Consider the following 24,681-nt stretch of genomic DNA (forward strand, 5'->3'; position numbering starts at 1 on the left):
AAAAGATATACTTACATAAACGCTTATATCCTTCAAGGATTTGTCTGACACTGCTGTTGGGGTGGCGTGTCCGCCCCCGTCAGTCCCCGTCAGTCCCCGTCAGTCCCTGTCGTCGCGCTCCCGGCCCCGATCTCGCGACTCCAGCTCCTGCATCCGCTCCGCGGCGCGGCGCAGCCGGTCCTTGCGCGTCTCCTGGTCGGCCTCCTTGATCTCCTCGAAGAGCTCCTCGTCCTCGTCGGAGTACTTCAGCAGCATGCGCGGCACCGACAGCGTCACGATCAACGACGGCCACACGATCCACGCGTTGCTGACGTCGAACACGAATTGCAGCAGCAGGAAGGTCACCAGGGTCACGCCCAGGATCGCCCCGTCGATGCTCTGCACCAGGTTCCCCCGCTTACGCAGGCTCTCCACCTCCGCGGCCTCCGGGTCGCGCGCGGCGAGACCCGTCTCGGTGGCAGGATCCAGCGCCGCGTCCTGCCCCGGTACCGCGACAGCGGTGCCCTCGGCGTCGAAGGGCAGACCACCGGGCAGGTCGTCGAACAGGCCACGCAGTTCCCCGAGGGTACGGGCGGCGGCCACGGCGCCGGAACGCTCGTTGAACTCGGAGTCGTCCAACCGGCCGTCGGCGAAGTGCGCCCCCAGCACGCTCATCGCGTGGATCCGGTCGTTGTCGCTGAGCCTCAACCTGTCCGTACCGTCGGCACTGTTCATGTGGTCAGGCTACCAATACGTGCGAAGCCCTAAGGTGTGCAGGCACAATGTGAGTTATGCAGGAACGTTGGGACCACCGAGCCGACCTCGCCGAGCAGGCCATCACCGAGCGCCACGGCGGGCGGCTCTGGGGCGTGCCGCGAACCAACCTCGCCGTCGTCGCCTGGCCGCCGACCACGCGCGACAAGCTGTACTACCGCTGGCACTACTGGTGGCAGGCCCACTACATCGACTGCCAGGTGGACGCCGCGCAGCGCCGCAACACCCGGCTGCGCCTCAGCTTCATCCGCCGCACCATCCGCGGCATGCGCATCCGCAACTTCGGGCGGCTCACCCGCAACATCTACTACGACGACAAGGCGTGGCTCGCCCTCGCGCTGGAGCGTGTGGAGAACCTCGAGCGCTACGGCAAGGTCCGCTACCGCAGCGCCCTGGAGGCCGACATCCTCGACGGCGTCGACAGCCTCACCGGCGTGATGCCGTGGCGCGAGGGGGAGACGTTCTACAACGTGCCCACCAACGGCCCCGTCGCGATCCTCGCCGCCCGGACCGGACGCATCGAGCTCGCCGAGCAGCTCATCGACTGGGTCCACGCCAACCTGATCAACACCGACGGTCTGGTGATGGACGGCATCAAGATGAAGCTCTCCGGCCCGGAGAACGTCACCGAGATCCACGCCTACTGCCAGGGCGTGATGATCGGGGCGAACCTGGAGCTCGCCCGCGCCCAACGCCGCGCCGCAGGCATCGCCATGGACGCCGTCGACCCGATCGGCACCCAGGCGATCACCCGCGTGCACCGCCTGGTCGAGGCCGTCTCCCAGCACATGACCACCCCGAACTGGTCGCTGGACTGGAAGGCCCGCGGCGGCGACAACGGGCTGTTCAAGGGGATCCTCGCGCGCTACCTCGCCCTGGTCGCCACGTCGCTGCCCGGTGACGACCGCTCCAGCGCGGCGACGCGGCGGCTCGCCCGCCGGATCGTCCTGCGCTCGGCGGAGTCGGTGTGGCGCTACCGGTTGGAGATCGACGGGCTGCCGGTGTTCCCCGCATCCTGGGGTGGGGACGCGGTGCTGCCGCAGGCGGGCGGACTGATGGGGGCGGCCCTGTCGGGGTCCGCCGCGGCGGCGGAAATCCCGGAACGTGACCTGTCGGTCCAGCTCTCGGGGTGGATGCTCATGGAGGCGGCAGCCACCGTCACCCACGACGGCTACTGACGGACGCCGCGGTGGCGGTGTGGGCCGCGGCCCGGTGGGGCCGGGCAACTGACAGATTCGCCCGGGCACGGCATACTTGAGGGAAGAACGCCGACCCGCTCGTCGAACCCACACGGAGGAACACCCATGCCCATCGCAACACCCGCCGTCTACCGCGACATGCTGGACAAGGCCAAGGAGGGCGGCTTCGCCTACCCGGCCATCAACTGCACCTCGTCGGAGACCATCAACGCCGCCCTCAAGGGCTTCGCCGACGCGGAGTCGGACGGCATCATCCAGTTCTCCACGGGTGGCGCGGAGTTCGGTTCCGGGCTCGGCGTGAAGAACATGGTCGCCGGTGCCGAGGCCCTGGCGCACTTCGCCCACCACGCCGCCAAGCACTACGGCATCAACGTCGCGCTGCACACCGACCACTGCCAGAAGGAGAAGCTCGACACCTACGTGCGCCCGCTGGTGGAGATCTCCCGCAAGCGCGTCGAGGCCGGCGAGAACCCGCTGTTCCAGTCGCACATGTGGGACGGCTCGGCCGTGCCGATCGACGAGAACCTCGAGATCGCCAAGGACCTGCTGCCCAAGTGCGCCGCGGCGAACATCATCCTGGAGATCGAGATCGGCGTGGTCGGCGGCGAGGAGGACGGTGTCGAGGCCAAGGCCGGCGACAACCTGTACACCACCGCCGAGGACTTCGAGAAGACCGTCGACGCCATCGGCGCCGGTGACCAGGGGCAGCGTTACCTGCTGGCCGCCACCTTCGGCAACGTGCACGGCGTGTACAAGCCCGGCAACGTGAAGCTGCGTCCGGAGGTCCTGGACATGGGCCAGAAGACCGCGGCGAAGAAGCTCGGCCTGTCCGAGGACGCACAGCCCTTCGACTTCGTCTTCCACGGCGGCTCCGGCTCCGAGAAGGAGAAGATCGAGGAGGCCCTGCGCTACGGCGTGGTGAAGATGAACGTCGACACCGACACCCAGTACGCCTTCACCCGCCCGATCGCCGGCCACATGCTCTCCAACTACGACGGCGTGCTGAAGATCGACGGCGAGGTCGGCAACAAGAAGGTCTACGACCCCCGCTCCTTCATGAAGAAGGCCGAGGCCGCCATGACCGAGCGCATCATCGAGGCCTGCAACGACCTGCACTCCGTCGGCACCACGGTGTCCAAGTAATGGCGGAGCAGATCCGTAAGGGACGCGACCTCTTCGGTGCCGAGCACCCGGAGGTGCGTCTGCCCGCCGAGCTCGCCACCGCCGTGACCGGCTCGGAGTCGCTCGAGGAGCTCGAGACCCTCGCCGTGGCGAACCCGAAGGACTCGGGCGTGTGGGCCGCGTTGGCCGCCTACCACCTGTCCCAGGGGGCCGACGGGGGTGCGGGCACCGAGCGGGTCACCGCCTACGCCTGCGCGCGTACCGGCTACCACCGTGGGTTGGACGCCCTGCGCACCAACGGCTGGCGGGGCACCGGCCCGGTGCCGTGGTCGCACGGTCCGAACCGTGGCGTGCTGCGCGCGATCATGATGCTCGCGACCGCCGCCCGCGCGATCGGCGAGGAGGACGAGTACATCCGCTGCCTCAACCTCGTCAACGACTGCGACCCGGGTGCCGCGGACGCCATGTCCGCCGGGAACGCAGGGGAGTAGTCACCGCTGCGTCCCGTCCTGCGCGTCGTCTCCGTCGCTGCCGTCGTCGCCCTCGTCTGTGCCTTTCTCGGGTGCCTGACGTGGGCGTCGACGCCGTTGTGGCGCATCACCGCAGCGCTTCCCGACCGTCTGGCGTGGTTCGTCCCGGCTGCGCAGGCGGTCTTCATGGTGGGCGTGGCCGGCGCGGTGTTGTGCACGCTCGTGGTGTGCTGGCTGGGGTGGCGTCGGCGTTCGCCCTGGCCACCGGTGGTCGCCGCGGCCCTCGCCGTGGCCGTGGTGGTGCCCGTCGGCGTGGTGACCACGCAGGCAGGTTCCGGTGGGTCGGGAAATACGGGGGACACGGGGGATACGCTGCGTGTGATGGCGCTGAACACCTATTTCAACGGCGCGGACGACGCCTCGATCGTGGCGCAGACCCGCCGCCTGGACCCGGACGTCCTGATCCTGTCGGAGACAGCGCCGGACGAGGTCGCCGCCGTGGAACGCGGCACGGGGCTGGTCGCCACCGCGCCGGTGCGCGACACCGGAGGTGCGTCCGGCACTGCCGTCCTCGTCCGGCAGGACGCCGCGACGTCGGCGGGTACCGTCACCGCCGACCTGGGGCTGACCGGCCACCAGACCCCGTCCGTGCAACTCGTCGGACAGATGAGCACCGAGGTGGTCGGCGTGCACACCCGGCCGCCGGCGTACAGCGACCTCATCGGTGGCTGGTCGCGTGACCTCGGGACGCTGCGCGAGGAGTTCGCCGGCTCGGAGTCACCGGTGGTGCTGGCGGGCGACTTCAACGCCACCGTCGCCCACCCGGAATTCCGCGACCTCCTCGACACCGCGGGGCTGACGGACTGCGGTGGCGGGCTCACCGCCCCGACGTGGCCCCACCGGTTCCCGCTGGTGCGCATCGACCACATCCTCGTGCGGGACGCCACCTGTACCGACGGCGGTACCGTGCAGGTCGACGGCACCGACCACCGTGGCGTGTGGGCGGACGTGACGTTCTGACGTTCGCAGCGTCCTGACCTGTCCTGGCCTGCTACCGCGGCGCGGCGAAGAGCCGGGCGACCCAGGCGTCGCGTGCCTTCAGGGCGTCCCGGCTGACCGCGGCGTCCGGCACGATCATCGCCGAGCCGTGGAAGGCGCCTGCCCAGACGTGCAGTTCGGCCTGCACACCGGCGGCCCACAGCGCGGAGGCGTAGGCCACGTTCTCGTCGCGGAAGACCTCGGCGGTCCCGCAGTCGATGAACGCCGGCGGCAGCCCGGCCAGACCGTCCGGCTGCTCCGCCGCCCGGGCCGGGGCACAGTGGGCGGGAACGTCGGCTCCCCCACGTGCCTCACCGAGCAGGCAGGACCAGCCGAAGTTGTTGTCGCCGCGGTCCCAGACGCCCGTCCCGTCGATCTGACACGCCGAGGTGCTGGAGTCGCGGTCGTCGAGCATCGGGCTCATGAGGATCTGACCGAGCAGGTCCGGGCCCCGCCGGTCACGGGCGAGAAGGGCGGTGCCGGCCGCGAGCCCGCCGCCGGCGCTGGTACCGCCGACGAGGATGCGGTCGGGGTCCACGTCCAGTTCCGCGGCGTTGGCGTGCATCCACACCAGCCCGGCGTAGGCGTCCTCGACCGGGGTCGGAGCCAGGTGCTCGGGGGCGAGGCGGTAGTCGGGGGTGAGCAGCACGGCGTCGTGCTCCAGGACCCAGGGTGCCATGAACTCCACGGCGTCCAGGCGCCGTCCGCTGACCATGCCACCGCCGTGGAGGAAGTAGATCCCGGGACCGGCCGCACGCTCACCGCGTCCCGCCCGGCTGACCACCGTGGCGGGGAGCTCGGCGCCGTCGTGGCCGGGCACGGTGATCTCGCGGGTGACCAGGCCCAGTCCGTGGAGGTGCTCCAGGGTCTGTGCGGTGCGGTCCCGCGAGCGCATGGCGGGCAGGTCCTCGACACCCAGCTGCGGCGGGGTCATCTGGCGGATCACCTCCAGGGTGGGGAGGAGTTCCTGGTCGAAGGGCGGGTGGGAAGGACGCGATGCAGGACGCGATGTGGTCATGGTGTCCACTCTGCCACCGGGTGCGGCGCGGCGCGGTGTCAGCCTCCGGTGAGTCCGCCGAAGAGCAGCGACACCATCATCGCCACGATCACGGTGTTGAAGATGAAGGCCAGCAGGACGTGGCTGCGCAACTTGCGCCACATCGCCTGCGACGTGGCCCGTGCCGGGGCGCCGACGGCCATGGTCGAGACCATGACCGAGAAGGTCAGGTAGTCGGCGAAGCGGGGTTCCTCGGGGAAGTCGAACTTCACGTGGGGCGGCTCGTCCGGCTCCTGCAGGACGCTGACCTGCATGTAGTCCAGGGCGAAGGAGTAGACCATCAGCGCCCACGAGCTGGCGACCGTGGCGAGGCCCAGCAGGACGACCACCGGGTCCTCCCGGGCACCCGGGGACAGGGCGATGGCCACGGTGACGACCACCGCCATCGTCGCCGCGGCCGCCGTCCAGTCCGTCGGGCCGGTGAGCCCGGAGAATTTTCCTGTCCAGCTGCGCCGGGCGCGGGAGTCCCGGGCGGCGACGTCGCGGACGGCCGCCGTGTCGGCGTGTGCGTACACGCGGTGCGTCCACCAGAGGTAGTAGGCGGTGAAGGACAGCCAGTAGACCAGGAAGAACACGATCGGCGGGGCGATCGTCCAGCCGGACGTCGCGGTGCCGGTGGTCAGCAGGGCGATGCCGACCCCTGCCGCCGCGGTGAGCAGGGCGAGGGCGGTGCTGACGTTGGCGCGGAAGAGGTCGCTGCGGATCCGGTGCCCGGTGCGTGAGGTTTTCTCGGCGGCCATGCGCGCCAGTGTAGACAGGCGCGGGCACGGGGTTGCGGTGCTGGCAGTTTCCGCGGACTCCATGATCTGCGAAAACTGTTTATGCTGGCCCTGGGGGCTTGGGTCACCTTCATTGCCGCACGGTGCGAAGGTGGGACGACAGAACCCCGAAGTTAAACCGGAACGGCATATCGCCGTTGCGTCAACTAGGAGTTGACGTTAACTATCAATGGGGGGTTGGCAATAGTTTGAAACGAACTACTGTAATCAAGGAGCTCGGGAAGGGATGGTGGCGATGACCACGTTCACGGTGACCGCGGAGCGCGGAACGGGCCCGGTGTGGGTGCTTGAGTGCCCCGAGGTCGGGGCGGTCTCCCAGACCCGTCGGCTCGGGAACGCCGCCGATGAGATGCGCGAGGCCATTTCCTACCTGTCAGGGTTGGCCCCCTCGGAGGTCGACATCGTCGTCGAGCCCATTCTGCCCGGTGAGGTAAGCGAACTGAAGGCTCGCGCGGACTCGCTGCGACAGCAGGCGGATGAAGCCAACGAGCATGCGGCGCGGGCGAACCGGGCCGTCGTCTCCCGGCTGAGGCAGGACGGCTACTCGCTGCGCGACATCGGGATCATCCTGGGGGTATCGCACCAGCGGGTCGCGGCCCTCGCCGCCTGATCCGCGCGTGGCGTCAGTGCGCCTCCTGCGTGCCCTTCGGGGTGACCAGGAAGACCGCGGTACCGACCACGACCATGATCACCCCGCCGATGAGTCCGGCGACCTGCAGGGAGTCGGTGAAGGCTTCGGCCGCACTCGTGGCCAGTGAGGGCAACTGCGCCTCCTCGGCGATGTGCATCGCCGCGCCCAGCGACTCCCCGGCCGGGTCGACCAGGGCGGACGGCAGGCCGAGCCCGGCGGCCAGGGAGGTCAGGTGGTCGCGGAACACCAGCGCCGAGACGCTGCCGAGCACCGTGATGCCCAGGACCGCGCCCAGCTCGTAGGACGCCTCCTCCAGCGCCCCGGCGTTGCCCGACTTCTCCTCCGGTGAGCCACCCATGATCATCGCCGAGGCGATGGCCAGTGACCCGACCCCGGCACCGACGAAGAGCATCGCCACCAGGATCGTGGCGTAGGTGACCTCGCCGGGGGCCACGCCGACGTAGAGCAGCCCGACCCCGGCGAGGACCAGTCCGCCGGCGAGCACGGCGCGTGAGCCGAGGCGTCGGCTCAGCGGGGGAGCGGCGATGGACGACAGTGCCGCGGCCACGGCGACGGGGATGAGTTTCACGCCGGTCTGGATCGGTGAGTCGCCGTCGACCAGCTGCATCCACTGGGCGAGCAGCAGCAGGGCGGCGATCATCGCGAAGGTGGAGCCCAGCGCGGCGATGATGCCGGCGGTGAAGGCCCTGTTGCGGAACAGGCGCAGCTCCAGCAGCGGGGAGTCGCTGCGCAGGCAGCGCACGGTGAACCAAGCGAGGATCGCGACCGCGGCGGCGAAGGCGGCCAGCGCGCCGGGCACGGCGAAGGACGCCTCCTTGCCGAACTCCTTGACCGACCACACCAGCAGCACCATGCCGACCATGGACTGCACCGCCGCGAAGACGTCCCAGCGTCCGGGGTTGGCCACGGTGGACTCGGGCAGCAGGAAGTAACCGGCCACGATGGCGATGCCCATCAGCGGGACGTTGACCAGGAAGGCGGCGTGCCAGCTGAAGTGTTCGAGCAGGACGCCACCGACCAGCGGGCCGAAGGCGGCACCGAGGCCGGAGACCGCGGCCCAGATGCTCAGGGCGGTGGCGCGTTCCTTGAGGTCGGTGAAGATCACGCGGATCATCGACAGGGTCTGCGGCATGATCATCGCGCCGCCGACGCCGAGGAAGGCGCGGATCGCGATGATCTGCCCGGCACTGTCGGCGACGACGACGAGCAGGGAGGCGATGATGAAGAAGCTGTAGCCGAGCATCAGCATCTTCTTGCGTCCCCAGCGGTCGGCCACCGCCGACCAGGACACCAGCAGTCCGGCCAGGACGAGGGAGTAGACGTCCACGATCCACAGCTGCTGGGTGGAGGTCGGCTGCAGTTCGGCGGCCATCTCCGGCAGGGCGATGTTGAGGATGGTCATGTCCATGGTGATCACCAGCAGGCTGGCGGTGAGCACGGCGGTGGCCGCCCAGCGGGCTGTGCGCGACATGCCGTCCGAGGGGTGGGACGGTGCCGGCGGGGAGGACGGTGCGGTCACGGGGTGGGCTCCTGGGTGTCGGGCATGGCGAGCAGGGCGGTGAGTACGGCGGTGATGGACGAGGTGTCGGTTGCCCCGTCGTGCAGGGCGGCGTGCACGGTCAGCCCGTCGACGTAGGCGACGGCGGCCGCGGCGCGCGGGCGTCCGAAGCGTCCTGCGAGAAGGTCGGTGAGCTGGTCGGACCACTGCAGGGCGAGGGTGCGCAGCGAGGGGTCGGTCATCGCGGTGCTGGTCATGGCGAGGCTGGCGTGGACCCGGCGGGGGTCCGCGAGGAAGTCGTGCAGGATCCCGGCGCAGCGGGCGATGGTCTCCTCCACCGCTCCGGAGTCGTCGAGGGTCTCGAGGATCCCGGCGACCTCGGCCAGGGCCTCGTCGTTCTCGTCGGCGAGGGCCTGCAGCGCCTCGTCGCGCAGGTCGTCGATGGAGGCGAAGTACTGGGTGGTGGAGCCCACGGCGACGTGCGCGCGGGCGGCGACGGCGCGGTGGGTCAGGCAGGACGCCCCGGCCTCGCAGATGAGTTCGGCGGCGGCGTCGAGGATCGCCGCGCGGCGTCCGGCGGGGTCGCGTTTGCCTGGTGTGGGCACGGTTCGGGGCCTTCCTGTTGATGTACAGATGTACATGTACATGTGTACATCACGTGGGGGTGAACCGCCAGCGACGCGTGCCACAATGGACCCCATGACGGACAGCCGGAAGCAACGTGAGAGGCGGGCACGCGAACGCCCCCGGGCCCGGGCGCGCGCCGGGGTGAAGGCCGCGGCGGAGTCGCTGCGCCGCTTCGCCGTCGTCGAACGCGTCAACCGCATGCGCGGCAGCTCCGTCTTCGCCCTGCAGTGCGCCGTCTCCGCCGGGCTGGCCTTCTTCATCGCCCACAACATCATCGGCCACGAACAACCCTTCTTCGCCCCCATCGCCGCGGTCATCAGCCTCGGCGCCTACGGAGGCAAACGCGCCCGCCGCGGCCTGGAGATCGTGCTCGGCGTGTCCGTCGGCATCGGCATCGGTGACCTGGTGATATCCCAGATCGGGGAGGGTGCCTGGCAGATCACCGTGGCCGTCTTCGTGGCCATGCTGCTCGCCGTCTTCGTGGACAAGGGCGTGCTCGTGGCGAACCAGGCCGCCAGCTCCGCGGTGCTGGTCGCCACGCTCATCCCGCCGGGCGACCAGGCCGGCTGGGAGCGCATGGTCGACGCCCTGATCGGCGGGCTCGTGGGCCTGGTCGTCGTCGCCGTGATCCCCAACAGCCCGCTACGCACGGCCCGCCGCGAGGTCGCCCACCTGATCAGCAAGGCCGCCCTGGTGCTCGACGACGTGGCCCAGGGCATCGAGGAACGCGACGTGGACCTCATCGAGGAGGCCCTGGTCACCGCCCGCAGCACCCAGGCCGGGGTCAACGAGCTGATGACCTCCGTCGGCGGCGGCGACGAGGTGGTCAACATCTCGCCGTTGTACTGGTCGGCGCGAAGATACACCCGCTCGATGAACCGCATCCTCACCCCGGTCGACAACGTGATGCGCAACTCGCGCGTGCTCGCCCGACGTGCCGAGATCATGGTCGGCGACGGCGTGGTGCCGGACCCGGAGATGGCACGCCTGCTCCGCGACCTCTCCGACGCCCTCGGCCACCTCGGCACCGTCTACGCCTCCGGCGGCACCCGCGGCACCCGCCAGGAGATGGTCGAGATCCCCGAGATCACCCGCCGCCTGCAGGTGCTGGCCGGACGCGCCGACCTGAGCGTCGCCGACGGATCGAGCCTGTCCGGCACGGTGGTGCTCGCCCAGTGCCGCTCGATCATCGTGGACTCCCTGCAGATCTGCGGCATGTCCCGGGAGTCGGCGATGTCCGTGCTGCGCCCCACCGTGGACGACCCGCGCTTCCCGCCGGAGGTGTGGGGCGAGGGCCCCGAGGGCGCGCCGGGGGACTGAGCGCAACTGTGCCGGCACAGAGCTGGACCTGTGCCGGACGGTGCGCCGCGTTCCTCGGATACAGTGTGGGTATGGCAACAACCGCGCTGTCCGACATCACCGTCAAAAGGTGGGCCGACCTGGACACCACCGAGGTCTACGCGATCGCCCGCCTGCGCTCCGAGGTCTTCCTGCGCGAGCAGAAGGTCGAGGACGAGGAGCTCGACTGGCGTGACCTGGACGACGGCACCCTGCACATCTTCATCAGCAACGGCCGCGAGGTCGTGTCCTACCTGCGTACCCTCGCCGTGCCCGCCCTGTGGGACGTCCCCGGCACCGCCGTGGTGCGCCGGGTGCTCGGAAGGGTGGCGACCGACCCGCGCTTCCGCGGCCGTGGCCTGTCCGGCCAGCTGGTCGCCCGGGCGGTGGAGCTGCACTCCGGTGAGCCGATCGTGCTGCACGCCCAGACCTACATCACCGGCCTCTACGCCAAGCACGGCTTCGAGGTCTACGGCGAGGAGTACGACGAGGGCGGCATCCCGCACCTGTCGATGGTGCGTCCCGCCTGAGAATCAGCGCCGGAAATCAGCGCCGGACGAACTGACCGTCGCGCAGGTGCCGGTAGAACGTCACCTTCGACGTGGTCCGCGGGTGCGCAACCCCGTCGCGCACCACCGTGAGCTCCACGCCCCCGGCCTGCAGTGCACGCCCGGACAGCACCGCGTCCGGGTCGACCTCGCCGAGGTCCGCCGGACGGCGGAACAGGCGACGCCGCGGCGTGACCGCGGCCGCCGCGTCGTCCCACACCGACGGGGTGAGCAGGCGCGTGGCGGCCAGCCCCGGGGCGTCCACCGTGGGCACCAGTCGGGCGCCGAACGCGCCGGCCCGGCCGTCCCAGCGCCGTGAGCCGGTGTTGGCGAACAGGGTCTGCGAGTCCACGATGATCTCGCCGACCATCTCCTCACCGGCGCGGAAGATCTCCGCCGAGCCCAGGGTGACGATGCCGGAGTCGTCGCGCACCACCGCGGTGGGGCGCACCGACGCGGTCATCGCGAAGTTCAACGCCGCCACCGTCGGACCATTGTCCGCCGGCGCGTCCCCTCGTGTGTCCCCTGTACCCAGCTGCCAGTTCTGCGCCACCACCGACGTGCCCACCGGCACGAACCCGACCGCGATCCACATCGCGTCGATGCGCATCAGCCGGGTGACCACCGCGGCGAGCGCCGCGTCCGACCCGACCACCACGACGCGCACCGGACGGTCCGGACGCTGCGGGGCGAACTGCGGTGCCCCCTGGTGGGGGACGTCCGGCGCGGCGGCGATCTCGTCGAGCCCCGGCGTGTCGTCCACCGGCAGGTGCGCGGCGGCGAGGTCGTCGAGCAGACGCAGGTCGCGGCGTCCCGGCACGTCGGGCAGGGTGACGGCGTCGGCGACCACCGCGCCGACGAGATCGGCGGCGCGGGGTCCGCACGCGAGCACAACGGTCGTCATGGTGACCAAGGGTACGTGACCGGCTACACTGTTCAGTTGGTCAACACAAGATAAACCGGAACGGAAAGCGACGGCAGGTCTCATGACAGCAATCATCGTGGTCGGAGCGCAGTGGGGCGACGAAGGTAAGGGCAAGGCCACCGACATCCTCGGCGGCCGGGTCGACTACGTGGTCAAGCCCAACGGCGGCAACAACGCCGGCCACACCGTCGTCGTCGGAGGGGAGAAGTACGAGCTCAAGCTCCTGCCCGCCGGGGTGCTCAGCGAGAACGCCGTGCCCGTGATCGGCAACGGCTGCGTGGTGAACCTCGAGGCCCTGTTCGAGGAGATCGACGGACTCGTCGCCCGCGGTGCCGACGCCTCCCGCCTGCGTGTCAGCGCCAACGCCCAGCTCGTCGCGCCCTACCACCAGGTGCTGGACAAGGTCTCCGAGCGCTTCCTCGGCAAGCGCGCCATCGGCACCACCGGCCGTGGCATCGGGCCGTCCTACGCTGACAAGGTCTCGCGCATCGGCATCCGCGCCCAGGACCTGCTCGACGAGTCCATCCTGCGGCAGAAGGTCGAGGGGGCGCTGAGCCAGAAGAACCAGATGCTGGTGAAGCTGTACAACCGCAAGGCCATCGACGCCGACGAGATCGTGGACTACTTCCTCAGCTACGCCGAGCGTCTGACCCCGATGCTCATCGACGCCGAGCTGGAGCTCAACCAGGCGCTCGACGAGGGCAAGTCCGTGCTCATGGAGGGCGGCCAGGCCACGATGCTCGACGTCGACCACGGCACGTACCCCTTCGTCACCTCGTCGAACCCCACCGCCGGCGGCGCGTGCGTGGGCTCGGGCATCGGCCCGACGCGCATCACCAGCTCCCTGGGCATCATCAAGGCCTACACCACCCGTGTGGGTGCCGGCCCGTTCCCCACCGAGCTCTTCGACAAGTGGGGCGAGTACCTGCAGACCACCGGCGGTGAGATCGGCGTGAACACCGGCCGTAAGCGCCGCTGCGGCTGGTACGACTCCGTCATCGCCCGTTACGCCTCCCGGGTCAACGGCTTCACCGACCTGTTCGTCACCAAGCTCGACGTGCTCACCGGCATCGGTGAGATCCCGATCTGCGTGGCCTACGACGTCGACGGTGTGCGCCACGACGAGATGCCGATGAGCCAGACCGACGTGCACCACGCCACGCCGATCTACGAGACCATGCCCGCCTGGGACGAGGACATCTCCGGCGCCCGCACCTTCGCCGACCTGCCCGCCAAGGCGCAGGACTACCTCAACCGGCTCGAGGAGCTCTCCGGCTGCCGGATCTCCTACGTGGGTGTCGGCCCGGGTCGCGACGAGACCATCGTGATCAACGACGTCCTGGCCTGATGGGGTCCCGCGTGTGGCCGTCGATCCCGGAGCGTTTCACCGCCGGCGACGGCCGCGAGATGCGTCTGGTGACCGCGCAGGACGCCGCGGCGATCGAGGCCGCGTTGCCGGAAGGCCAGCGCGCGGAGACCTTCCACTTCTTCACCGTGCGACCCTTCCCGTTGGCCGAGTTCATCGCGGACCCCGCCAAGCGCACCTACGCGTTGTGGTCCGGTGAGCAGCCTGCTGACCGGCCGCTGGCCTGCACCACCGTGTACAACACCGACGAGGACGCCGGCTCGGTGATGCTCGGCTACACCTGGGTCATGCCGGATGCCCGGGGACGCGGTGGCGCGGCGAACCGCGACCTCAAGTCCGCGATGTACCGCGTCCTCGGCGAGGCAGGGGTGCGTGAGGTGTGGTTCCGTGCGGACGTGGAGAACCTGCGTTCCTGCCGCTCGATGGAGAAGAACGGCGCCGAGCGGATGCACGAGGAGGACGCCCCGCGCGTGTACCCCGACCGGACCTCGCGTTCGGTGTTCTACCGCCGACGCCTGTCCTCGTAGTGGCTGCTCAGGTGGGCGATCTGGGTGACCTGCATACTCAGGTCGGGGAGGTCCTCGCCCTCATCGAGGACGGTGAGGTCACCGGCTACGGGGAGATCGCCACGGCGCTCGGACTGCCCCGAGGTGCCCGCGCGGTGGCACGCGTGCTCGCCGGAGGAGATTTCGGCTGGGACCTGGCCGCCCCGGTGATCCCGGTGGGCACGGTGCGCGGTGGACGCGGCAAGGCCAAGCACTTCGTGGTCCCGGAGATGGGGGAGGGCCCTGACTCCCGCTCGGCCGGTCTGGCCCGACGCGCGGTGTCCTTCACCCACGACGGCGACAGCCTGCTCATCCCCACCAGCCAGTGCCTCGACGCCGAGGAGATCGCCGAACGCCTCTCCTCGTCTCCCTCGCGCTGATTGACTCCGTACTGACGTCACCCTGACTTGTATTGGCTCGGCGATGTCACCTGACTCATGCCCCAGGTCAGGAAACAGCCGATTCTTGACCTGGGGCATGAGTCAGATGACATGGGGGCTGGTGCAGCAGCTTCACGGCTGGTCAGGCCCACGGGTCGATGAGGATCTTGCCGCGCCCGAAACCACTGCCGCCACCGCCAACACCACCGCCCCCCAGCACCCCGGGCAGTCCGTCCAGCCCGGTCTCCACGGAGACGGGGGTGTGCAGCAGGCCGCGTCGCTGCAGGTCGAAGACCGGGGTGAACAGCTCGGGGAGGAGGTGGCGCGGATGGGAGTGCACGGTGTCGCGTAGGCGGAGCATCTCCACGCGGGTTCCGCGTCGTCCGTCGAAGCAGTCCATGGGCAGCGGTTCACCGGAGAGCAGTCCGTAGAGCACCAGGGTGCCTCCGGGGGCCAGGGCGTCGACCAGGTCGGTGCCGAGAGACCCGCCGATGCAGTCGAGGATCACGTCCGGCCCGCCGGACGTCCCGAACCGCGACCGTAGCTGCGTGCGCCAGTCGGGCTCGGCGGTGCTGACCAGGCCGGACCACCGTTCGGGGTCGGCGACGGTGCTGCCCGGTGTGCCGCGCACCAGTCCGACCGGGCGCAGCGACGTCCACTCGGTCAGCAGCTCGGCCAGGTGCCCGGCGATGGCGGATGTCGCTGCGGTGACCAGTACGGAGGAGGCTCCCGCGCAGTGTCGTGTCACCAGCATGGAGGCGGTCAGCGGGTTGATGTAGGAGAAGCAGGCGGTGCGGTCGGACAGGTCCTCCGGCACCGGCACGCACCAGGAGTGCTCCACGGAGCGGCGTTGCTGCCAGCAGCCGGGCCCACCCAGCGGCAGGACGCGGCGTCCGACGAGGTCCCGCAGGTGGGAAGGTACGTCGCGCCCCACGGCCTCGACGACGCCGACGCCCTCGAAACCGGGGACCATCGGGAAGGTGGTGCGTGAGGCGTACGCCCCGGAGACCGTCACGGCGTCGGACGGGTTGACGGTGGTGGCGGTCATCCGGATGGTCAGCTCGGTGGGGCCGGGCGGGCCGGGCCCGGCGACGGTGTCCACGGTGACGACCTCGTCGAGCGGTCCCGGGCGGTCGGCGACTGCTGCTCTCATGGGGTGGCAGTCTAGTCTGCGGTGGCGGGGGTGGTTCACCACCCCAATGCTTACGGCGGTGATACGCATCACCATAGAATGGGTCGGCATGACCCTCGGCTTCCTCTTCTTCCGTCCTTGTGCAGGTGACAGCTACCGTCCCGACGAGGATCTCGTCGCCGAGGCGCACAGGATCCACGAGGAACTCGGCGACGACATGAGCGCCACCACCCACCCGGAGGCGTTCCGCCGCGGTGGTGGGGACCCGCACCCGGGGCGTCCTGCGCCGCGGTCGGTGGCGGCCCTGGCGGCGTGGGTGAACGAGCACTGCGACTTCGGCGGCGTGGGGGTCGCCGGGGTCGACTCCTTCACGGTGCTGGAGTACCCGGTGGTGCCGGCGAACGACGTGCTGCACGTGGTGCTGCCGTTCTCCGAGGCGGCGACCACGGGCCCCGTGCTCCAGGACAAGGCCTGTGAACTGGGGTTGTGCATGGTCGACGACATGGAGCAGATCTGGGTGAACCCGACCGGGGTGGACCGTGGGCTGCGGATGCGCTCGTCGGTGGGCACGGTGACGTTGCACGTGGACGCCGGCAGCGTGCACGCCACGCTCGCCGCGGACGCCGACCGGCGGGAGCGTTCCGACGACGGCATCCCCTACGTGGTCGTGGAGTCGGGGTTGGCCGGCGGGAAGTCGGCGTTGGAGGCGTCCGCGGTCGGGCACGTCACCTTCGTGCAGGCCGCCCGCCTGGGCAACGGCTGGGTGGTGGAGTACCGGACGCGGCGGTCTCACTTCCGGCGGCACGCCGGGGACCTGGCGTCGGTGGTGCAGGACGTCGCGGCGTTCGCCGACGGCGACGCGTCCTTCCTCTCCCTCGGGTGGGACGACGCCACGGCGGAGACGGTGCAGCGGTGAGTGCGCGGGACGCCCCGACGCGGGTCGTCGCCGACGTGGACACCGGTATCGACGACGCGTTGGCGCTGGTGTGGTTGGCCTCGAAGCATCGGTCGGGTGCCATTGATCTGCAGGTCACGACGTCGGCGGGCAACACCACCGCGGCGCTGGCGGCGCGGAACTCGCTCGAAGTGCTGCGGGTCGCCGGGGCGTCGGACGTGCCGGTCGTGGCGGGCGCGCAGGCGCCGCGGGTGCTGCCGCTGACGACCACGCCGGAGACGCACGGCCCGGAGGGGTTGGGGTACTGGACGCCGCATGTGCTGAACGTGCCGGACGCGTCGGACGCTGCGACGGCGGTGGCGGCGTGGCGGCGTGCCGCCCCGGACCACCTGCTGGTGGCGGGGCCGGCGACGAACCTGGCCTATGCGGTGGAGCACGCCCCGGAGGTGCTGCGTGGCACGCAGGTGACGCTGATGTGCGGGGCGTTCACCTACCCGGGTAATACGACTCCCACGGCGGAGTGGAACTCGTGGGTCGACCCGCACGCGTTGTCCTTCGCGCTGGAGAACTGGCCGGAGGGGGCGGTGCCGCCGGTGATCTGCCCGTTGAACGTGACCGAGCAGGTGCTGTTGACCCCGGAGCGTCTGGAGGCGATGCTTGCCGGGTTTGCCGGTGAGCTGCCGGACCTGCTGCGCGACGCACTGCGGTTCTACTTCGAGTTCCACGAGTCGGTGGGTGTCGGCTACCTCGCGCAGATCCACGACCTGGCCGCGGCGATGGTGATGCTGGGGGAGGTCGGGGCGGACTTCCGGGCGGCGACGGTCGCCGTGGAGGCGGAGTCGGCGCTGCTGCGCGGCACGACCGTCGCCGACTGGATGGACGGCGGCGCGGCGGGCACAGAAGACACGGCGGTGGGACCGTACTGGGGACGTCCGGCGAATGCCCGCGTCCTCACCGGACTGGACCCGGACGAGGTGTCCGCCCGGTTCGCCTCTGCGCTCACGGTCACAGGTACCAGGAGATGACGAGGTCGCCGAAGAACCCGAAGAGCACGCCCCAGGCGATGATCGCGACGCCCTGGAACAGGTAGACGGCCCGCTTGTCCGCGCCCAGGGCCACCAGCGTGGGGCCGGTGATCTGGCTGGCCAGGATGATCGGCCCCAGCAGGGAGACGCCGGGCACGCCGAGTTTCTCGACGTAGCGGGCGATCTTCCGCTGGCGGTTGCTCGTTGTCTTTTCGCCACCGCGCCTCGAGGTGGTGGCACGGCGGGCACGGGCGGCCAGGGCGATCAGGGCGAAGGTGGAGAGTACGTTGCCCAGCACAGCGGTGGCGACGACGGCGGCCGACGGTTCGATCCCCAGGGCCACGCCGAGGAAACTGCCCAGGTAGGACTCGATGAAGGGCACTGCACCGGCGAGCAGGATCACGAGGAACTGCTGCCAGGGCTCCACCGAGGCGGCGTACTCCGCGAAGCGTTGGAAGAGGTCTGCGATGGTGTCGGAAATCATGCCCCCGATTCTGCTGGCGGTGACTTCCCCCAGGTAGGGCCACCTGTCAGGGATGCGACTGACGGATGTCATCGCCGAGCAGGTCCTGGGTGGGCCGAATACGCTGCGGGAGGGGGACCTCGGACGGTAGTTTGATCCTCAAAGCGCAACAGTGTGACCGTGGCCACCGCACGGTGGTCCCGGGAGCCGACGCGAGAGCCGAGAGACCAGGAGAGCCACCGTGCCAGTCGCGAGTCCCTACCCCCGCATCGACGTGCCCGACATCAGCGTCTACGACCAGGTCTTCGGGACCCTCGCACCCGGCGACGAGGAGCGTCCGGCCGTCACGGACTCCGCCACCGGCGTAACCGTGAGCTACGGTGAGCTGCGCCAGCAGGTCGACCTCTTCGCCGGGGCGCTGGCCGCCCGCGGGGTGGGGGTGGGAGACGTCGTCGCCCTGCACTGCCCGAACACCCACGCCTTCGTCGTGGCCTTCCACGGCATCCTGCGCGCCGGGGCGACGGTGACCACCGTCGGTTCGCTGAACACCGCCGAGGACGTGGCCAAGCAGGTCACCATCGCCGGGGCGTCCCTGCTGTTCACCGTCGAGATGCTCGGCCCCAACGGCGCCGACGGCGCCCGAAAGGCAGGGCTGTCGGACGAAGCGATCGTCGACCTCACCGACGGCACGCAGGGCCTGGCGGCGATGCTGCAGCAGGGCCACCCGGCCCCGGAGGTGACGATCGACCCGGCGTCCCACGTGGCCGTCCTGCCGTTCTCCTCGGGCACCACCGGTGTGCCCAAGGGCGTGCGGCTGAGCCACACCAACCTCGTGGCCAACATCCTGCAGACCCTGCCGCAGCTCACCGAGAACGGGCAGGACCGCAACTCCTCGGTGATGGCCGTGCTGCCGTTCTTCCACATCTACGGGATGAACACGGTGCTCAACACCACGCTGGCCAACCGGGCGCACCTGGTGACCATGCCCTCGTTCGACCTGAAGACCTTCCTGGAGCTGCACCAGGCGCACGGCATCGACTTCTCCTTCGTGGCCCCGCCGATCGCCGTGGTGCTGGCGAAGCACCCGCTGGTCGACGACTACGACCTGGACAAGCTCAAGACCCTGCTCTCCGGCGCGGCCGCCCTGGACCACGCGCTCGCCGCGGCGGTGCAGGAGCGTCTCAGCGTCACGGTGGTGCAGGGCTACGGGATGACCGAGACCTCCCCGGTGACCCACACCGGCATCCGTGGCACCACCCCGTTGGAGTCCATCGGCCTGCCGGTGGCGAACACCGAGTGCAAGGTCGTGGACCTCACCGACGAGGCCCTCGGCGAGATCCTGCCGCCCGGCAACGCGGGCGAGAAGTCCGACTCCGGTGAGATGTGGGTCCGTGGCCCGCAGATCATGCTCGGCTACCTCGACAACGAGGAGGCCACACAGAACACCCTCGTCGGCGACGGCTGGCTGCGCACCGGTGACGTGGTGGAGTACGACCACGAGGGCAACGTGTACGTGGTCGACCGGGCCAAGGAACTGATCAAGTACAAGGGCTACCAGGTCGCCCCGGCGGAGCTCGAGGCGTTGCTGATGACGCACGAGGACGTCGCCGACGCCGCGGTCGTCGGTTTCATCCGTGAGGAGGACGGCGAGGAGCTGCCGCGCGCCTTCGTCGTCGCCCAGGTGCACGACGGGGAGCCGGTCACGGTGGACAAGGACGCCTTGATCGCGTGGGTCGCCGAGCAGGTCGCCCCGTACAAGAAGATCCGCATGGTGGAGGTCGTCGACGAGATCCCGAAGTCCGGCACCGGCAAGATCCTGCGCAAGGACCTGCGCGGGGTGCCGGTCAGCGGGTAGCGGCGTCCCCGCTCCGGCACACGGTGCGGGACTCGGGCCCGTTCGTGAACGCAGCATCGTATAACCTGGGGAAAAACTCAGTGAACCACTGTTCAACCGGCAGTGGCGCAGATGCCGACGGCGGTCCGCCCGCCGGGGACAGGAGCGAACGATGGCACTGATCTACCTCGTGCGTCACGGCCAGGCCGGCGCAGGGATGTCCGGTTACGGCGGTGCCGGTGACGAACGCTCGGTGCAGAGCCGGTACGACGGGCTGACCGACCTGGGACGACGCCAGGCGGCGACGGTGGGCGAGGCCCTGGCCCGTCGTCTCGACGGTGGCCCACGCTTGCCGGTGATCTGCGGCCCGCTGCACCGCCAGCACGACACGGCCGCCGCCGTCGCCCGGGCGCTGGACGGTACCGAACCGGCCGCCGAACCTGTCACCGACACAGCGTGGAAGGAGCTCGACTCCGACTCCGTCGTCGTGCCGTGGCTGCGTCGCAACCCGGAGACCGCCGCGCGGTTGAAGGCGGCGACGGGGCACGATGAGGACGCACCGGACGCCGCCCCGGTGATGCGCGAGGTGCTCGCCGGCGCGATCGGGGAGTGGGTCGGCGGGGAGAGCTTCCGCCAGTTCCGGGCCACGGTGCTCAGCGGACTGACCCGCGCCGCAGCATCCGCACGCCAGGACGGTGGTGCGGTGGTCGCCACGTCCGCCGGGGTGATCGCCACCTGCACCGCGGCGGTGTCAGGCCTGTCGCGTCAGGTCGTCCCGCCGCTGATGGGGCGGGTGTACAACGCCTCGGTGACGGTGATCAAGGTCACCGACGAGCCGCGGGACCCGCGGGCGGGTTACGTGGGGGCGGAGCTGGTGTCGTTCAACGAGTACGCGCACCTGGACCGCACCGACGCCACCGGCGCCCGTCCGGAACTCACGCTGCTGTAGTGGACGCGACACCGCTCGCCGAGCAGCTGAGTACCCGTATCGTCGACGACCTGCGGCGCAACGGTGCCGTGGAGGGCACCCGCCTGGTGGAGCGCAACCTGGCCGGGCAACTGGGGGTGTCGCGCACGCCGGTGCGTGCCGCGCTGGCGCTGCTCGTGGAGGCCGGGACGGTGCGACGCGACGGCCGCGGCCACGTCCTCGCGCAGCTTCCGCCCGCCGGGCAGGACGCGGGGCCGGAGGAGGCCGCCTACCTCGCGATCGCCGGCGACCGGCTCGACGGGGAGCTGGGCGAGCAGGTGACCGAGAACGCGCTGATGCGACGCTACGGCCTGGGCGCCGGGCAGCTGCAGCAGGTGCTGCGCCGCATCGCGTCCGAGGGGTGGGCCGAACCCGCGCCGGGCTACGGGTGGCGCTTCCGCGAGGTGCTGACCTCGTCGGACGCCTACCGGCAGAGCCACCGCTTCCGGCTGATCGTGGAGCCCGCCGCCTTGCTGGAGCCCGGCTACCGGGTGGACGTCGCCGAACTCACGGCGCGCCGCGCCGAGCAGGTCGCCCTGGCCGACGGGCGTGCGGCGCAGGTGAGCGTACCGGAGCTGTTCGACCTGAACTCCCGCTTCCACGAGGTGCTCGTCGCCGGCGCGCACAACCCCTTCCTCGTGGACTCGGTGGCGCGGGTCAACCGGCTGCGCCGCCTGCAGGAGTACCGCAGGACGCTGCGTCCGGCGCGCGCGCAGGTGCGCTGCGCCGAGCACGTCGCGATCGCCGACCTGGTGCTGGACGGACGCCTCTCCGAGGCGTCCGCCCTGCTCGGTGAGCATCTCGGCGGGGTCGCGGAGGAGAAGGGGAGGTAGGGACGTCTACCGGTCGTTGGGCCGGTCGCCCAGCTGTGCGGTGACCGCCGCGGCGAACTCCGCGGTGCCCAGCGTTCCGCCGAGGTCACCGGTGCGGGTGGCGGGGTCGTCGAGGACGGCGTCGACGGCGGTGGTGAGTTCGGCGGCCGCGGCGCTCAACGCCGGCCGGTGCTTCTTGTTCCCGTACCAGTCGAGCAGCATCGCAGCCGACAGGATCAGGGAGGTGGGGTTGGCGATGCCGCGGTCCTGGATGTCGGGGGCGGAGCCGTGCTGCGCCTGGGCGACGGCGATGTCCGCGCCCACGTTCAACGAGCCGGCGAGGCCGAGGCTGCCGGAGAGCTCCGAGGCCTCGTCGGACAGGATGTCGCCGAACATGTTGGTGGTGACCAGCACATCGAACTCCTGCGGGCGGCGGATGAGGTGCGCGGCCGCGGCGTCGACGATCAGCTCCTCCAGCTCCACGTCCGGGTAGTCGGCGGCGACCGCGCGGACCTCGCGCAGGAACAGGCCGTCGGTGAGTTTCAGGACGTTGGCCTTGTGCACCGCGGTGACCTTGCCGCGGCGGGTGCGGGCCAGGTCGAAGGCGGCGCGGGCGACCTGACGGCTGGCGTGGGCGGTGATCTTGCGCAGGCTGAAGGCGGAGTCCTCGTCGGGCATGAACTCGCCGCCGCCGGCGGCCATGTTGCGGTCGGCGTAGAAGCCCTCGGTGTTCTCCCGCACGATCACCAGGTCCATCGGGTCGCGCAGCACGGACAGCTGCGCCAGGCCGGGGCGGGTGCGGCACGGCCGCAGGTTGGAGTAGAGGTCGAAGGTGGTGCGCAGGGCCCCGGAGGGGTTGACGCCGCCCTCGGACGCCGGCGGGTAGTCGTAGTGGGACACCGGGCCGAGGATCACGCCGTCGACCTGCGGGACGCGCTCGAGGACGCGGGGCGGCAGGGTGGTGCCCTCGGCGGCGAGGGAGGCCAGGCCGACGGTGTCCTGCTCGACCTGCAGGCCCAGGTCGCGGGTGGTGTCGAGGTGGTGCAGGACGTCGAGGGTGGCGGTGGTGATCTCCGGGCCGATGCCGTCGCCCGGGAGTGTCAGGATTCTCATGGTTGGTACTTTACATGAGTGAAAAACCAAACGGAGCGGCGGCGGGTTCCGTTCCCCGCGGTCACTACCGTGAGGGCACTGCCTTCCCGTCCAGCACCTTCCGTACCTGCACAGCCAGGGCGAGGCCGTTCAGCGGGCCGTCGAAGCGTGAACCGTTGACGTACACGACCGGTTCGGAGCCCACGTCGGCGTCCTCCAGGTCGAGGTTGTCGTCGTCGACCCGGCTCACGTCGACCTGGCGGGAGATCCTCTCCTCGAACTCCTCCACGTCCAGACCGATGGTCGTGGCAGACTCCCGCACGGCGTCGTTGTCGATCTCGCCACGGACCTTGGTCAGTTCGTCGTGCATGTCCCAGAAACGTCCCTGCGCCCCGGCCGCCTCGAGCGCGAGCGCCGCGGTCAGCGACGCGTCCGACGTCGTGTGGTGACGCAGCACGAGCTGGAGCTCGTCACCGTACTTGCGGTGCACGTCGAGCAGCGCGTCGGCGGTGTCGTGCCGGTAGGTGAGGTTCATCGCGGCGTAGACGACGATGCTCGCCGGGGCGTCCTTCGGGCCACGCACGTGGTCGCCCTCCGGCGAGACCGCCCTGGTGAGCGAGGTGCCGGCGGGCACCGGCAGCGGCCGGGCGCGGTCGCCGAGGCGGAACACCACCCAGGCGAGGAGCAGTGCGATGGCGGACGCCAGCAGCACGCCCACGCGCGCCTGGTCGGCGTGCGTCTCGTCGGGGATCGCCAGGCCCACGACCAGCAGCGAGATGGTGAAGCCCATGCCCGAGAGCACACCGGCGCCGGCGATGCGGGGCAGGTCGAGACCGGGCAGCCTGGCCGACGGGATGAACCGCAGGACGAGGAAGGACGCCACGGTGATGCCGACGGCCTTGCCGACGACGAGGCCGAGCACCACGCCCCAGGTCAGCTTCGAGGTGAAGGCGTCTCCCAAGGCGTCCGAACTCAGCGCCACGCCCGCGTTGGCCAGCGCGAACAGCGGCACCACCAGGAAGTTCACGTACGGCGGCAGGACGTCCGACAACCGCTGGTTCAGCGGCACGGTGTAGGCGACCACCGAGCGGACGTTGCGGGCGATGTCGGGCTGCGGCGCCTGCCGGAAAAGGTGGAACGCCGTGGACGCCATCGCCATGTCCGACCGGCGCGGAGGGTAGACCGGGAGGAGCAGGGCGATCAGCACACCGGCCAACGTGGCGTGCACGCCGCCGGTGAAGAAGCACGCCCAGGTGTACACGCCGAGCACGGCGTAGGGCAGGACCCGCCAGATGTGCGCGCGCTGCAGGAACCAGATGCCGACCAGGCCCAGGAGGCCCAGCAGCAACGCCCCCACGTTCAGCTCGTCGGTGTAGAACACGGCGATGACCGACAGTGCGCCGATGTCGTCCACCACGGCCAGGGCCAGCAGGAAGATCCGCAGGCGCGGCGCATTGCGCGGCCCGATCAGGGCCAGCATGCCGAGGGCGAAGGCGGTGTCGGTGGAGATCACCGACCCCCAGGCTGACGAGTAGTCCTCGCCGTGGGTGACGGCCAGGAAGATCAGGGCCGGCACGATCAGCCCGCCGACCGCGGCGACGACGGGGAGGATCGCCCGCTCCCGCGTGCGCAGTTCGCCGAGGGTGAGTTCACGGCGGACGTCGAGTCCGACCATGAGGAAGAAGAAGGCCATGAGGCCCTCGTCGACCCAGTCACTGAACTCGAGGTTGAAGGAGAAGTTCCCGACGGTGAACCCCACCTCCGTGCCCCACACGGTGTCGTAGCTGGTGCCGACGTTGGCCCAGACCAACGCGGCGACGGTCGCGGCGACGAGGGCGAAGGCCGCGTAGGTCTTGTTGTTGAGTGCGCGGCGGACGCGGACCTTTCGGCGCAGGTTCCGGGGGTACTCGGGCACGGCGGTCGTCTCCTTCTCCGGGGGGGGATGGTCGTGATCGGCCCCGCGGCAGGCGGGCGGGGAGAATCCTACGCCGCGCGGCGCTCCCGTGATCGGGTCTGCGACGCCGGTCATGAGCCGGGGTTTTCCGGCATTAGCGCGGTGAATTTCGCCGGGACGGGCCGATCGGGGAAATGCGCCGGGTTGCACGGGGTTGTGCGCTGGCCTATCGTTGTTCGTCTGTGACGTACACCACTCAAGGCTACTGAA

At 70.4% G+C, this 24,681-nt stretch carries 25 protein-coding genes; 15 read left to right on the plus strand and 10 right to left on the minus strand.

Annotated features, from left to right (window positions below; genetic code table 11):
• Positions 1-99 precede the first annotated feature (99 nt).
• Entirely contained in the window at positions 100-714 is a 615-nt protein-coding gene (locus ACT3TD_RS07195; RefSeq protein ID WP_441579333.1) for a DUF1707 SHOCT-like domain-containing protein, read from the minus strand.
• Positions 715-770: 56 nt separating this feature from the next.
• Here ACT3TD_RS07195 and ACT3TD_RS07200 point away from each other — a divergent pair, with 56 nt between their 5' ends.
• The 4 genes from ACT3TD_RS07200 to ACT3TD_RS07215 all read left to right on the plus strand — a co-directional run bounded on the left by ACT3TD_RS07200 (position 771) and on the right by ACT3TD_RS07215 (position 4,564).
• The gene (locus ACT3TD_RS07200) at positions 771-1,931 is read left to right on the plus strand and encodes a glycoside hydrolase family 76 protein (protein ID WP_301444088.1); all 1,161 of its coding nucleotides are present in this window, start codon (positions 771-773) and stop codon (positions 1,929-1,931) included.
• A gap of 126 nt (positions 1,932-2,057) precedes the next feature.
• On the plus strand, positions 2,058-3,095 hold the full coding sequence (gene fbaA, locus ACT3TD_RS07205) for a class II fructose-bisphosphate aldolase (protein WP_441579334.1): 1,038 nt from the start codon (positions 2,058-2,060) through the stop codon (positions 3,093-3,095).
• Complete coding sequence (locus ACT3TD_RS07210; RefSeq protein WP_301444168.1) at positions 3,095-3,565, plus strand: DUF3151 domain-containing protein; 471 nt, start codon at positions 3,095-3,097, stop codon at positions 3,563-3,565. The genes fbaA and ACT3TD_RS07210 overlap by 1 nt, the downstream gene beginning before the upstream one ends.
• 96 nt (positions 3,566-3,661) lie before the next feature.
• On the plus strand, positions 3,662-4,564 hold the full coding sequence (locus ACT3TD_RS07215; RefSeq protein ID WP_441579335.1) for an endonuclease/exonuclease/phosphatase family protein: 903 nt from the start codon (positions 3,662-3,664) through the stop codon (positions 4,562-4,564).
• Positions 4,565-4,595: 31 nt separating this feature from the next.
• Here ACT3TD_RS07215 and ACT3TD_RS07220 read toward each other — a convergent pair whose 3' ends face one another.
• Positions 4,596-5,600, minus strand: a complete 1,005-nt coding sequence (locus ACT3TD_RS07220; RefSeq protein WP_441579336.1) for an alpha/beta hydrolase — start codon at positions 5,598-5,600, stop codon at positions 4,596-4,598.
• A gap of 38 nt (positions 5,601-5,638) precedes the next feature.
• Complete coding sequence (locus ACT3TD_RS07225; RefSeq protein ID WP_444615098.1) at positions 5,639-6,379, minus strand: DUF1345 domain-containing protein; 741 nt, start codon at positions 6,377-6,379, stop codon at positions 5,639-5,641.
• A 274-nt stretch (positions 6,380-6,653) separates the two neighbouring features.
• On the opposite strand from ACT3TD_RS07225, the gene ACT3TD_RS07230 reads away from it, so the two are divergent.
• Positions 6,654-7,028: a hypothetical protein gene (locus ACT3TD_RS07230; protein ID WP_441579338.1), complete on the plus strand. Its 375-nt coding sequence runs from the start codon at positions 6,654-6,656 to the stop codon at positions 7,026-7,028.
• A gap of 13 nt (positions 7,029-7,041) precedes the next feature.
• Here ACT3TD_RS07230 and ACT3TD_RS07235 read toward each other — a convergent pair whose 3' ends face one another.
• Both ACT3TD_RS07235 and ACT3TD_RS07240 read right to left on the minus strand, forming a co-directional pair.
• The gene (locus tag ACT3TD_RS07235; RefSeq protein ID WP_441579339.1) at positions 7,042-8,589 is read right to left on the minus strand and encodes an MFS transporter; all 1,548 of its coding nucleotides are present in this window, start codon (positions 8,587-8,589) and stop codon (positions 7,042-7,044) included.
• Positions 8,586-9,173 (minus strand): TetR/AcrR family transcriptional regulator, encoded by a 588-nt coding sequence (locus tag ACT3TD_RS07240; RefSeq protein ID WP_441588398.1) that lies wholly within the window; start codon positions 9,171-9,173, stop codon positions 8,586-8,588. The genes ACT3TD_RS07235 and ACT3TD_RS07240 overlap by 4 nt, the downstream gene beginning before the upstream one ends.
• Positions 9,174-9,267: 94 nt before the next feature.
• Between ACT3TD_RS07240 and ACT3TD_RS07245 the strand changes: the two genes are divergently transcribed.
• Both ACT3TD_RS07245 and ACT3TD_RS07250 read left to right on the plus strand, forming a co-directional pair.
• Positions 9,268-10,515, plus strand: a complete 1,248-nt coding sequence (locus ACT3TD_RS07245) for an FUSC family protein (RefSeq protein ID WP_301443124.1) — start codon at positions 9,268-9,270, stop codon at positions 10,513-10,515.
• Between the two features lie 71 nt (positions 10,516-10,586).
• Positions 10,587-11,063, plus strand: a complete 477-nt coding sequence (locus ACT3TD_RS07250; RefSeq protein ID WP_301443125.1) for a GNAT family N-acetyltransferase — start codon at positions 10,587-10,589, stop codon at positions 11,061-11,063.
• Between the two features lie 16 nt (positions 11,064-11,079).
• Here the strand turns inward: ACT3TD_RS07250 and ACT3TD_RS07255 are convergent, their stop codons facing one another.
• Positions 11,080-11,985, minus strand: a complete 906-nt coding sequence (locus tag ACT3TD_RS07255; RefSeq protein ID WP_441579341.1) for a hypothetical protein — start codon at positions 11,983-11,985, stop codon at positions 11,080-11,082.
• 82 nt (positions 11,986-12,067) lie between these two features.
• Here ACT3TD_RS07255 and ACT3TD_RS07260 point away from each other — a divergent pair, with 82 nt between their 5' ends.
• The 3 genes from ACT3TD_RS07260 to ACT3TD_RS07270 are packed head-to-tail and all read left to right on the plus strand — an operon-like array spanning position 12,068 to position 14,297.
• Positions 12,068-13,354 (plus strand): adenylosuccinate synthase, encoded by a 1,287-nt coding sequence (locus tag ACT3TD_RS07260; RefSeq protein ID WP_444615100.1) that lies wholly within the window; start codon positions 12,068-12,070, stop codon positions 13,352-13,354.
• Entirely contained in the window at positions 13,354-13,899 is a 546-nt protein-coding gene (locus tag ACT3TD_RS07265; RefSeq protein ID WP_441579343.1) for a GNAT family N-acetyltransferase, read from the plus strand. The genes ACT3TD_RS07260 and ACT3TD_RS07265 overlap by 1 nt, the downstream gene beginning before the upstream one ends.
• Positions 13,899-14,297: an MGMT family protein gene (locus ACT3TD_RS07270; protein ID WP_444626856.1), complete on the plus strand. Its 399-nt coding sequence runs from the start codon at positions 13,899-13,901 to the stop codon at positions 14,295-14,297. The genes ACT3TD_RS07265 and ACT3TD_RS07270 overlap by 1 nt, the downstream gene beginning before the upstream one ends.
• Before the next feature lie 142 nt (positions 14,298-14,439).
• On the opposite strand, the gene ACT3TD_RS07275 is transcribed toward ACT3TD_RS07270, so the two are convergent.
• Positions 14,440-15,450 (minus strand): zinc-dependent alcohol dehydrogenase family protein, encoded by a 1,011-nt coding sequence (locus ACT3TD_RS07275; RefSeq protein ID WP_441579345.1) that lies wholly within the window; start codon positions 15,448-15,450, stop codon positions 14,440-14,442.
• A gap of 88 nt (positions 15,451-15,538) precedes the next feature.
• Between ACT3TD_RS07275 and ACT3TD_RS07280 the strand changes: the two genes are divergently transcribed.
• Both ACT3TD_RS07280 and ACT3TD_RS07285 read left to right on the plus strand, forming a co-directional pair.
• Complete coding sequence (locus ACT3TD_RS07280) at positions 15,539-16,345, plus strand: hypothetical protein (protein WP_301442679.1); 807 nt, start codon at positions 15,539-15,541, stop codon at positions 16,343-16,345.
• Positions 16,342-17,349, plus strand: a complete 1,008-nt coding sequence (locus ACT3TD_RS07285) for a nucleoside hydrolase (protein WP_441579346.1) — start codon at positions 16,342-16,344, stop codon at positions 17,347-17,349. The genes ACT3TD_RS07280 and ACT3TD_RS07285 overlap by 4 nt, the downstream gene beginning before the upstream one ends.
• Here ACT3TD_RS07285 and ACT3TD_RS07290 read toward each other — a convergent pair.
• Positions 17,330-17,833: a hypothetical protein gene (locus ACT3TD_RS07290; RefSeq protein ID WP_301442681.1), complete on the minus strand. Its 504-nt coding sequence runs from the start codon at positions 17,831-17,833 to the stop codon at positions 17,330-17,332. The two genes, ACT3TD_RS07285 and ACT3TD_RS07290, sit on opposite strands and share 20 nt — an antisense overlap.
• 220 nt (positions 17,834-18,053) lie before the next feature.
• Here ACT3TD_RS07290 and ACT3TD_RS07295 point away from each other — a divergent pair, with 220 nt between their 5' ends.
• The 3 genes from ACT3TD_RS07295 to ACT3TD_RS07305 all read left to right on the plus strand — a co-directional run bounded on the left by ACT3TD_RS07295 (position 18,054) and on the right by ACT3TD_RS07305 (position 21,446).
• Entirely contained in the window at positions 18,054-19,667 is a 1,614-nt protein-coding gene (locus ACT3TD_RS07295; protein WP_441579347.1) for an AMP-binding protein, read from the plus strand.
• Between the two features lie 151 nt (positions 19,668-19,818).
• A complete protein-coding gene (locus tag ACT3TD_RS07300) occupies positions 19,819-20,595 on the plus strand; it encodes a histidine phosphatase family protein (protein WP_301442683.1) in 777 nt (258 codons plus the stop codon).
• On the plus strand, positions 20,595-21,446 hold the full coding sequence (locus tag ACT3TD_RS07305) for a GntR family transcriptional regulator (RefSeq protein WP_441579348.1): 852 nt from the start codon (positions 20,595-20,597) through the stop codon (positions 21,444-21,446). The genes ACT3TD_RS07300 and ACT3TD_RS07305 overlap by 1 nt, the downstream gene beginning before the upstream one ends.
• A 6-nt stretch (positions 21,447-21,452) precedes the next feature.
• Here the strand turns inward: ACT3TD_RS07305 and ACT3TD_RS07310 are convergent, their stop codons facing one another.
• Both ACT3TD_RS07310 and nhaA read right to left on the minus strand, forming a co-directional pair.
• The gene (locus tag ACT3TD_RS07310) at positions 21,453-22,538 is read right to left on the minus strand and encodes an isocitrate/isopropylmalate dehydrogenase family protein (protein ID WP_301442685.1); all 1,086 of its coding nucleotides are present in this window, start codon (positions 22,536-22,538) and stop codon (positions 21,453-21,455) included.
• A 64-nt stretch (positions 22,539-22,602) separates the two neighbouring features.
• Positions 22,603-24,432: a Na+/H+ antiporter NhaA gene (nhaA, locus tag ACT3TD_RS07315; RefSeq protein WP_441588331.1), complete on the minus strand. Its 1,830-nt coding sequence runs from the start codon at positions 24,430-24,432 to the stop codon at positions 22,603-22,605.
• Positions 24,433-24,681 lie beyond the last annotated feature (249 nt).

It is taken from the genome of Corynebacterium sp. AOP36-E1-14 (assembly GCF_052377495.1).
Classification (GTDB): Bacteria; Actinomycetota; Actinomycetes; order Mycobacteriales; family Mycobacteriaceae; genus Corynebacterium.

Bases quoted from the DNA above. Each gene is read 5' to 3' on its own strand.
- ACT3TD_RS07220 (WP_441579336.1), bottom strand. From the start codon at position 5,600: ATGACCACATCGCGTCCTGCATCGCGTCCTTCCCACCCGCCCTTCGAC.
- ACT3TD_RS07260 (WP_444615100.1), top strand. From the start codon at position 12,068: ATGACAGCAATCATCGTGGTCGGAGCGCAGTGGGGCGACGAAGGTAAG.
- ACT3TD_RS07195 (WP_441579333.1), bottom strand. From the start codon at position 714: ATGAACAGTGCCGACGGTACGGACAGGTTGAGGCTCAGCGACAACGAC.
- ACT3TD_RS07250 (WP_301443125.1), top strand. From the start codon at position 10,587: ATGGCAACAACCGCGCTGTCCGACATCACCGTCAAAAGGTGGGCCGAC.
- ACT3TD_RS07210 (WP_301444168.1), top strand. From the start codon at position 3,095: ATGGCGGAGCAGATCCGTAAGGGACGCGACCTCTTCGGTGCCGAGCAC.
- ACT3TD_RS07245 (WP_301443124.1), top strand. From the start codon at position 9,268: ATGACGGACAGCCGGAAGCAACGTGAGAGGCGGGCACGCGAACGCCCC.
- fbaA (WP_441579334.1), top strand. From the start codon at position 2,058: ATGCCCATCGCAACACCCGCCGTCTACCGCGACATGCTGGACAAGGCC.
- ACT3TD_RS07255 (WP_441579341.1), bottom strand. From the start codon at position 11,985: ATGACGACCGTTGTGCTCGCGTGCGGACCCCGCGCCGCCGATCTCGTC.
- ACT3TD_RS07280 (WP_301442679.1), top strand. From the start codon at position 15,539: ATGACCCTCGGCTTCCTCTTCTTCCGTCCTTGTGCAGGTGACAGCTAC.
- ACT3TD_RS07200 (WP_301444088.1), top strand. From the start codon at position 771: ATGCAGGAACGTTGGGACCACCGAGCCGACCTCGCCGAGCAGGCCATC.
- ACT3TD_RS07230 (WP_441579338.1), top strand. From the start codon at position 6,654: ATGACCACGTTCACGGTGACCGCGGAGCGCGGAACGGGCCCGGTGTGG.
- ACT3TD_RS07290 (WP_301442681.1), bottom strand. From the start codon at position 17,833: ATGATTTCCGACACCATCGCAGACCTCTTCCAACGCTTCGCGGAGTAC.
- ACT3TD_RS07310 (WP_301442685.1), bottom strand. From the start codon at position 22,538: ATGAGAATCCTGACACTCCCGGGCGACGGCATCGGCCCGGAGATCACC.
- ACT3TD_RS07225 (WP_444615098.1), bottom strand. From the start codon at position 6,379: ATGGCCGCCGAGAAAACCTCACGCACCGGGCACCGGATCCGCAGCGAC.
- ACT3TD_RS07300 (WP_301442683.1), top strand. From the start codon at position 19,819: ATGGCACTGATCTACCTCGTGCGTCACGGCCAGGCCGGCGCAGGGATG.
- ACT3TD_RS07265 (WP_441579343.1), top strand. From the start codon at position 13,354: ATGGGGTCCCGCGTGTGGCCGTCGATCCCGGAGCGTTTCACCGCCGGC.
- ACT3TD_RS07275 (WP_441579345.1), bottom strand. From the start codon at position 15,450: ATGAGAGCAGCAGTCGCCGACCGCCCGGGACCGCTCGACGAGGTCGTC.